Annotated in this window: 8 protein-coding genes; 1 reads left to right on the forward strand and 7 read right to left on the reverse strand. The window is 45.0% G+C overall.

What is annotated here, in order from left to right; translation table 11 throughout:
• Positions 1-36: 36 nt before the first annotated feature.
• The 5 genes from AACQ42_RS16750 to htpX form a co-directional block, all read right to left on the reverse strand.
• A complete protein-coding gene (locus tag AACQ42_RS16750) occupies positions 37-777 on the reverse strand; it encodes a DUF1365 domain-containing protein (protein WP_019280844.1) in 741 nt (246 codons plus the stop codon).
• Positions 777-2,051, reverse strand: coding sequence for an NAD(P)/FAD-dependent oxidoreductase (locus AACQ42_RS16755; protein ID WP_040122962.1), 1,275 nt, complete (start codon positions 2,049-2,051; stop codon positions 777-779). Before AACQ42_RS16755 ends, AACQ42_RS16750 begins: the two co-directional genes overlap by 1 nt.
• Positions 2,052-2,081: 30 nt before the next feature.
• Positions 2,082-2,804, reverse strand: a complete 723-nt coding sequence (locus tag AACQ42_RS16760) for an SDR family NAD(P)-dependent oxidoreductase (RefSeq protein WP_013857166.1) — start codon at positions 2,802-2,804, stop codon at positions 2,082-2,084.
• Complete coding sequence (locus AACQ42_RS16765) at positions 2,801-3,220, reverse strand: nuclear transport factor 2 family protein (RefSeq protein ID WP_026028585.1); 420 nt, start codon at positions 3,218-3,220, stop codon at positions 2,801-2,803. Before AACQ42_RS16765 ends, AACQ42_RS16760 begins: the two co-directional genes overlap by 4 nt.
• A 221-nt stretch (positions 3,221-3,441) precedes the next feature.
• A complete protein-coding gene (htpX, locus tag AACQ42_RS16770; protein WP_017044602.1) occupies positions 3,442-4,305 on the reverse strand; it encodes a protease HtpX in 864 nt (287 codons plus the stop codon).
• Between the two features lie 306 nt (positions 4,306-4,611).
• Between htpX and AACQ42_RS16775 the strand changes: the two genes are divergently transcribed.
• Positions 4,612-4,779, forward strand: coding sequence for a hypothetical protein (locus tag AACQ42_RS16775; RefSeq protein ID WP_017041998.1), 168 nt, complete (start codon positions 4,612-4,614; stop codon positions 4,777-4,779).
• A gap of 105 nt (positions 4,780-4,884) precedes the next feature.
• Here the strand turns inward: AACQ42_RS16775 and AACQ42_RS16780 are convergent, their stop codons facing one another.
• Both AACQ42_RS16780 and lrp read right to left on the reverse strand, forming a co-directional pair.
• Complete coding sequence (locus AACQ42_RS16780) at positions 4,885-7,770, reverse strand: DNA translocase FtsK (protein ID WP_094165770.1); 2,886 nt, start codon at positions 7,768-7,770, stop codon at positions 4,885-4,887.
• A 187-nt stretch (positions 7,771-7,957) separates the two neighbouring features.
• Positions 7,958-8,452, reverse strand: coding sequence for a leucine-responsive transcriptional regulator Lrp (lrp, locus tag AACQ42_RS16785; protein ID WP_010317439.1), 495 nt, complete (start codon positions 8,450-8,452; stop codon positions 7,958-7,960).
• Between the last annotated feature and the right edge of the window lie 115 nt (positions 8,453-8,567).

An 8,567-nucleotide genomic window follows, 5' to 3' on the forward strand; every position in this document is an offset into this window, starting at 1 on the left:
TTATTTAGACACTGTCTCTGTGTAGATCTTGCGTATTTATGAATGTGGATTGGAGTAGAAAGGTGCTCCTTTAAGCCACAGCTTTAAAGCATGCCAGTAAATACCTATTGTCACTTTTACGGCCATCACGGGTGTTTTGATCAATAACTTGAGTAAATTTTTTGAATTAAATGGTTGTGCCTTCATCGATAAAGTCGCATCGAAAACTTTACCTTCTTTGTGACATTCCAAATGCACACTCAATGACGAACCAAGCGGCTTCAACTTCCAATGATATCGCTGATCAATAGGATTGAAGGGAGAAACATGAAACGCCTTTTGATGACGCCACTGTTGCTGCTCTTCTCCCGCTTGTGCTTTCACCGCGTAGTAGTGCCGTTGATTCCAAGGTGTATTACTCACTTCGGCCAACAAGTATTGCCATTCACCTTGTTGATCATAAAGATAGTAGAAATTAACCGGGCTGAAATAAATTCCTAAATAACGAAGGTGACATACTGCTATCACCTTTCCAGAGCAGCGGTCGCCCGTCAGCTCATGAACTTTATCTTGTATGCACTGTTTTAAATCCCCTTCACCAAGATAATCGGCGCGCTGAAAACGCGCCCAGTGCCACCATTTTTCGCCAAACCCCCAAACTGAATCACTCAGTTGCTCCAGTTCATCGAGATCAATACACGGCATAAACAATGGATAATTGAGCGCATGTTCAATCGGAGTAAAGCGTCGATGACGTACCATGCCAACCATCAAACAACTGTTGGGCTCAGTCTCCATCACGCCGCGCCTTTTAACTGCTGCGCTTGCGCTTCAAGTTGTGTCACCACATCCAGCGCACTGGTCACGCCATCTTCATGAAAACCATTGCGCCAATAAGCGCCACAGTACCAAGTGTTATTCACACCGTTAACTTCAGGCTTGCGTTGCTGAGCCGCGATAGATTGCGTGGTGAATACCGGGTGGTGATAAGTAAACTGTCGTAAAACTTTCTCATCAGAAATGCGGTCACCGCTGTTGAGCGATACACAAAAAGTATGAGCGCCTTTAATATGCTGCAAGATATTCATATTGTAGGTCAGCGCTGGTAAACGCGACTCTTGATCTGGACTGCCATCAAGCCAATAGTTCCAAGCTGCCCAAGCGGCTTTTCGCTTAGGTAGCAGTGATGTGTCGGTATGTAAAGTGACTTCATTGGCTTGATAGTGCATTACGCCGAGCACCTCTTGTTCAGCCTCTGTCGGTTGCTCTAACATACCTAATGCCTGATCGCTGTGACATGCAAAAATTACATGATCAAAGTGGTGTGATTGCCCATTAACAATGAGCTCGACACCTGCCGAGCCGCGTTTGACTTGTGTAACTGGGCTATCAAGATGAATCTTATCTTTAAAACCTTGCGTCAAGGGTTCGATGTACGCGCGCGATCCGCCTTCAACCACATACCATTGTGGTCGGTTAGTGATCTCTAGCAGGCCATGGTTGAGGAAGAAACGCAAAAAGAAACTTAACGGAAAAACCCGCATATCAGCCAAGGAAGATGACCAAATTGCCGCTCCCATCGGTAAAATATAATTTTCACAAAAATAGTCAGAAAATTGGTGCTCAAATAAGAAATCACCTAAGGTTTGCATTGATTGATGCGCTTGTTCTGCTTGCTGTTTCGCTAACCGATTGAAGCGAATGATTTCAAAAATAAAGCGATAAAAGACAGGGTTTAACCAGTTCCGCTTTTGTGCAAACAACGTAGTTGCGGTATGACCGTTATATTCCAGCCCATTCGCATCATTACGCACACTGAAGCTCATTTGAGTCGGAATGCCTTTTACGCCAATTTCATTCATCATTGCGATGAAATTTGGGTAGGTCCGGTCGTTGTACACGATAAAACCAGTATCAACTGCATGATTTTGACCATCGAGCTCAATATCGACGGTGGCGGTATGCCCACCAATGTAATGATTGGCTTCAAACACGGTAACATCATGATGTTTATGCAGATAATAACCGCATGTTAACCCGGAAATACCGCTACCAATAATGGCGATTTTCATACTCAATTCCTTTAATTACAAAACAGATCGTTATTTAAGTAATGCCGCAACTAATTTGCCTTGCCATGCGTAAGGTAAGCTGCCAATCAAACGTAATAGGCTCGTAAAACGAGCCGGAAAATAGAGGGTGGTTTTGCCTTTTTCCAACCCACGGCGAATCGCCTGCGATGCATACTCGGCACTGACCATCATTGGCATCGAAAAACTATTTTTATCAGTCAAAGGCGTGGCAACAAACCCAGGATAGATCATCGTCACAGCAACACCTTGCGCTCGCCAATCTTGCATGAGCGAGCGTGCTAGGTAACTAACCGCCGCTTTAGAAGCGCCATAGGCTTCTGCTCTTGGCAGCGCGATTTCACTGGCGATGGAACCAACGATCGCCACACGGTGGTTAGCAACAAAGTGATGCTGTATCGCCTCAATGCAATGAGCTAAACCCAAAACGTTTACGTCAAACACACGCTTAAACCGGAGTGAATCCATTTGACCATGATCGATGTATTCGCAATCGCCAGCGTTGAGGATCCACAGTGAAGGAGTAAAAGGCAGTTGCGATAAAGCCGATTTCGTTTGCTCAAAATCGGTAATATCAAACGCAATACCTTGGATCTGCGGATACTCTTGATGCATTTGATTAAGCTTGGCTTGGTTACGCCCACAAGCAATAACTTGCCAACCCGTTTTTGCATAATCAACAGCTAGCTGATAACCAATACCAGAAGTGGCTCCCGTGATAAGTACACTCTTCATTGCCCTAACCTCTGTTTGATCGAACGAATAACACTTCCCAGCAGCGGAATGTGTTCATAGAGCATTTCTCCCAAGTCGAAGTAATCACGGTGATAAATGACTTGGTTGTCTTGAAACTTGAGATGGCTCATCCCTTGCACTTGTATAAGTTTTCCACGAGCTAGCCGAGGATGCTGCAAAGACATAGTCCATGTGAGAAAGCCGCAGTCACCGACTTGCTGGTGATCATGGATGGTAAAATCACAACGCTCTACGTTCTGATACAAACGAGCAAAATAATCCGATAGCGCACGCCAACCTTCTATTCGATGAGCGGCATCCTCAAAAAGGACATTGTCGTGATAAACCTGACGTAATAAAGGCAAGTTCTCTTTGTTGAGTTGACGATAAACTTGAGCAACCGATTCGACATCCATTGTACGTTTCCATAAGTTATACAAAAACTTCACATGTACAAAATAGTACAAGTCACTTAGTTATACAAAATATTTCTTGTATAACTTTGTATCTTTTCAATGCATACGTGGTTGCAAGGAATTAAGATCAAAAAAGAAAATAAAGACTAAAATTCCAATAGTTACGACGATCAAAAAGGCCAGCGTAATTCGCTGGCCTTCTCTTTTTTAGTTAGCTTAGATTAACTATTGCGCAAAGCGGCGATGCGTTTATCAAGCGGCGGGTGACTCATCAATAATTCCGTCATTGAACGTTTACCGTTGATACCAAAAGCCATCATGGAACCTTCTAATTGAGATTCTTGCCCCATTTTTAAACGCTCTAACGCCGCAATCATCTTGTGTTTACCCACAAGCTTTGCTGCACCTGCGTCGGCGTGGAATTCGCGATGACGGCTATACCACATCGTAATAAAGCTCGCGAGGAAGCCAAATACCAATTCCAGCACCATAGAGATGCCAAAATAAACCATCATATTGCTACCGCCACCCTCTTCTGAATCTCGAGACGACACGATGTTTGCGATAAAGCGCGATAAGAAAATAACGAAGGTATTAACCACTCCTTGCATTAAAGTCATCGTGACCATATCGCCATTGGCAATGTGGCTCACTTCATGCGCCAATACCGCTTCGGCCTCGTCACGCGTCATGCTGTGCAATAGCCCCGTTGAAACAGCGACGAGAGAATCATCACGTTTAGCGCCTGTTGCAAAAGCGTTGATGTCCGGCGAATCATAAATTGCTACCGTTGGCATACCAATACCCGCTTGCTGAGCTTGACGACTTACAGTTTGCAATAACCAGTGCTCAGTTTCGTTACGTGGACTTTCAATCACCATTCCACCTACCGAGCGCAGAGCCATGCTCTTTGACATCAATAATGAAATAAATGAGCCGCCAAAACCAAACAACGCGGCCATGACGAGCAAGCCAGATAAACTGCCCGGCTGCATCCCCGTCACAGCATAAACAATATTTAATACAAGGCTAAGAACCAGAACCACCGCAAGGTTGGTTGCTAGAAATAACATGACTCGCTTCATTACTTATCTCCGAATGAAAAGCTTATTATGAGTGTAGGCTGCAAGCGACGCTAGCATGAACCTACACAATTTTTCATATACATATAGTCTAAGATTTGAAAAACAAGGTTAAGCGATAAATTGAAACATTTAATGTCTGACGCCGAGTTTTCTAAAATCTGTTATTGAATAGCAAGATGGTTAACCTACCCTTACAGCACGTGATGAGCAATTGAACGCATAAGACTTTGGTCGTATTGAGAGTCCCAGCTAAAGTGACTACATTGCATGGGAAACAGACATTTTCGACGGACAAAGGACAGCATCATGGCTGAAACGAGCAACTATCAAATGGCGATTGATTTACTGTGTTGCCACTTAGGTCTCTCTGAAGATGAAGCTAAACAACAATTGGGAATTGGCAGTACACCATCCGCGCAGCAGCAAATATCTGACACGCAACAAGCACTGATGGGGCTGATGCAAGAAAAATAGCCGTTAGCAAGGCTGGCGAGAGTTTATGCTAGCTAAATTGAAACAGCGCCGCTCATGGCATCATGGGTGGCGCTGTTTTGTTTGTGTTGCCTACAATGACCGTGATTAATCTCGCGGCGGCGCTGGCGATAGTACTTCGCGATTACCATTATGGCCGGGAGCGCTCACAATACCTTGTGCTTCCAGCTGCTCTACAATTCTTGCAGCGCGGTTGTAACCGATTTTAAATCGGCGTTGCACTCCTGAAACTGAACCTCGACGCGTTTCCACTACATGTTCAACCACTTGATCAAATAGCGGATCCACTTCTTCATCACTTTCCATCTTCTCACCGGGTAGCAAGGCTTCTGGTCCTTGGTCACCATAAGTGATCTCTTCTATGTAGTTCGGCTTACCGCGTGCTTTCCAGTTGTTTACCACCGCATGCACATCTTCATCCGAGGCAAACGCACCGTGAACCCGGATCGTGTGGCTAGAACCCGGTGGTAGATAGAGCATATCGCCCATACCGAGCAGTGATTCCGCACCACTTTGGTCCAAAATAGTTCTTGAGTCGGTTTTAGTCGAAACGGTAAACGCAACGCGGGTCGGAATATTCGCTTTGATTAAACCGGTGATCACATCAACCGATGGGCGCTGAGTGGCCAAAATAAGGTGAATACCCGCAGCACGAGCCTTTTGTGCCAAACGCGCGATCAACTCTTCTACTTTTTTACCCACCACCATCATCAGATCAGCAAATTCATCAACAACCACGACAATGTAAGGCAGTTTTTCCAGCAGCGGCGGTTCACTCTCCATACTGTCCCCTTCTCTCCACAAAGGATCGTGGATAGGGTGACCAGCAGCAGCGGCCATTTTTAGCTTATCATTGAAGCCTTTGATGTTACGCACACCAAGCACAGACATTAATTTATAACGACGTTCCATTTCACCCACACACCAACGTAAAGCATTTGATGCGTCTTTCATGTCAGTCACAACTTCAGCTAGCAGGTGAGGAATACCCTCGTAGATCGATAACTCTAACATTTTCGGGTCAATCATAATAAAGCGAACGTCTTCTGGGCTCGCTTTATAAAGCATGCTGAGGATCATCACGTTGACCCCAACCGACTTACCTGAGCCTGTTGTACCAGCCACCAACACGTGCGGCATTTTGGCTAAATCCGCGACCAATGCTTCGCCAGCAATGTCTTGCCCTAAAACGATGGTCGTGGGTGATTTCGCTTCTTGGAATTGACGGCTTTTTATAACATCTGACAAATAGACGGTTTGACGACTCATATTTGGCAGTTCAAGACCAACATAAGGTTTACCGGGGATCACTTCAACCACCCTCACCGCCATTGCCGATAAAGAACGCGCCAAATCCATCGATAGGCTAGAAATACGGCTCACTTTTACGCCTGGAGCTAAATCTAATTCAAAACGAGTGATAACCGGCCCCGGAAAGATATCAACCACTTGCGCTTGGATTTTGTAATCCGCGAGTTTAGATTCAACCAAACGAGCAACCTCCTCTAATGCATCTCGGTCAATAAAGTGTTCACGCTTTTCTGGGTGATACAGAAGCTCTAACGTCGGTAGTGGCTCCGTCGGTTTAGGCAGGTTAGTTTCTTTTTGCATTAAAAATGGATTTTGCTTGGCCGCCATATTGGCCTGAGCCGAAGACACCATGTTCTGAAAAGCCGTCACATCACTGTCTTGCTGGCCTAACGGTGGCTCGTCATCTTCTGACATCACATCAAGATCAGCAGCCAACGCTTGATCTGATTCATCTTCATCCAGCACATCTAAATTGGAAATAACCGGTTCAACACGCGACACATCAAGATCAACTTCTGTCATCGTAAGCGACGGCTCGCTCACCTCTTCGTCCTCTGCCCATGCATATTGCTGAGCTTCTTGACTGGCATCGAGGTCGGCACTGGCTAATGCTTGATGCTCATTAGCTCTTTCATCTACCCAGTCTGCCGATGAAAGAGCAAGGTCATCCTCTTCCAACGCAACAGTTTCTAACTCTTCAATCGTTGCACTAAGCTGCTTGCTGCGATCAAATGGCGCTTCATCTGAGTGAGTTTCACTGAATTCAGGAGAAGTGTTAGCCTGAGTTTTGGCCGCTGGCATGTGAATATTAAAACGTCTTGGCGAGTTAGTCTGTTCCAGCTCTTCTTCAACCCCTACCGCAGGCGTGTATTGCTCGGCCCCAAACGCATCGAGGGCTGATTTGACATATTCTTCATTTGGCGAACTAGACTCAACAACGGCTAAGTCTGCGGATGATGATTCAAGCGGCGACAATTCCATTGGCGACAAAACGGGCGCAATATCTTCATCTTTCTCACCACGTAATCGATTGATCAACGCAACGCCAAGAGAAATACTCATCGTGCCTAACCATTCCACGATGCTTAGCCAGGAGATACCCGTTAGCAGCGTAAAACCAGCGCCCCATAAAAAGAGCAATACTAAGGTTGAGCCTAGTAAATTAAGCGTTGGCAGCGCCAAACTGGTTAAGACATCCCCAATCACACCACCAGATGAAAAATACCAAATATCGTCAAAGTTGATATCCGCAAGGCCACAACTGGTCAAAATCAAGATGGTTAAGCCGAGTAAACGCGTTCCCCACAGCACAAAATCAAGGGGTTCATTCTCTTCTCTTTTACGCAGAAAAACCCATGCTAGCACAGTAATCATGAGCGGTATTGGGTAGGCCAGCGATCCAAAAATAAAGAACAAGGTATCGGCAATCCATGCGCCAATAATACCGCCTGCATTTTCAATATCGCCTCCCCACGCGGTTTGCGACCATGAAGGATCGGCGGGACTAAATGTTAATAAAGCGATGGAAAGAAGCACAGAGGCAAGCACAGCGACAATAAGCCCGCACTCTTTCAGACGTTGCGATCCATTGAGGCGTGAAGACTGAGGCTCTTCGCTGGTCTTAATAATGGTCTCAACTTTATTTTGGTTCTCTTTGAACATAAACCTAGATTCTGATTAACGCCAACACTCAAGGTTTATTGCGGCTTGATGCGTTGGTTTGGGTGAAAACAGTCCGAGCGGCAAAAGCCGCTCGGTTTGTTGTGTGATTTAACCACATCAAGGTTAAAAACCCAATTGGCGAACGTCAGAATGTGGAAAGAAGTACCACTATTCAGACAATCTGGCGTTATCGAGTTTTGATAACCAACTGGTTACTTTGCTTCACTTCTTCCATCACAACATAAGTGCGAGTGTCATTGACTCCGGGCAAACGCAATAGCGTATCACCCAACAATTTACGATACGCCCCCATGTCAGAGACTCGAGTTTTGAGAAGATAGTCAAAATCACCCGAAACAAGATGGCATTCTTGAATGTCATCCAGTTTTTGAACCGCAGTATTAAACTGTTCAAACACATCAGGTGCACCGCGATTCAATGTAATTTCCACAAATACCAACAGCGAAGCATCAAGATATTGTGGATTCAACAACGCGGTATAACCGGTAATGAAACCTTGACGCTCTAAACGACGTACACGCTCTAAACAGGGGGTTGGAGATAAACCCACTCGTTTTGATAATTCTACATTCGAAATACGACCATCTTTCTGCAATTCATTTAAAATATTGCGATCGATACGGTCTAAATCCTTGGACGGCCTTTTATAGTTGTCTGCCATTTTTTATTCCACCTTATTACTTCCTTGCAAAAATATATACTACAACTTTTTAATATTCAGTATCAAATTTTACACATTCACATCTATACTAGTCACAAATTCGAAACAACAACCC

This window comes from Vibrio sp. V12_P9A6T4 (genome assembly GCF_963874835.1).
GTDB classification, from domain to species: Bacteria; Pseudomonadota; Gammaproteobacteria; order Enterobacterales; family Vibrionaceae; genus Vibrio; species Vibrio anguillarum.

Coding starts and splice junctions, on each gene's coding strand:
- AACQ42_RS16750 (WP_019280844.1), bottom strand. CDS start 777: ATGGAGACTGAGCCCAACAGTTGTTTGATGGTTGGCATGGTACGTCAT.
- AACQ42_RS16755 (WP_040122962.1), bottom strand. CDS start 2,051: ATGAAAATCGCCATTATTGGTAGCGGTATTTCCGGGTTAACATGCGGT.
- AACQ42_RS16760 (WP_013857166.1), bottom strand. CDS start 2,804: ATGAAGAGTGTACTTATCACGGGAGCCACTTCTGGTATTGGTTATCAG.
- AACQ42_RS16765 (WP_026028585.1), bottom strand. CDS start 3,220: ATGGATGTCGAATCGGTTGCTCAAGTTTATCGTCAACTCAACAAAGAG.
- htpX (WP_017044602.1), bottom strand. CDS start 4,305: ATGAAGCGAGTCATGTTATTTCTAGCAACCAACCTTGCGGTGGTTCTG.
- AACQ42_RS16775 (WP_017041998.1), top strand. CDS start 4,612: ATGGCTGAAACGAGCAACTATCAAATGGCGATTGATTTACTGTGTTGC.
- AACQ42_RS16780 (WP_094165770.1), bottom strand. CDS start 7,770: ATGTTCAAAGAGAACCAAAATAAAGTTGAGACCATTATTAAGACCAGC.
- lrp (WP_010317439.1), bottom strand. CDS start 8,452: ATGGCAGACAACTATAAAAGGCCGTCCAAGGATTTAGACCGTATCGAT.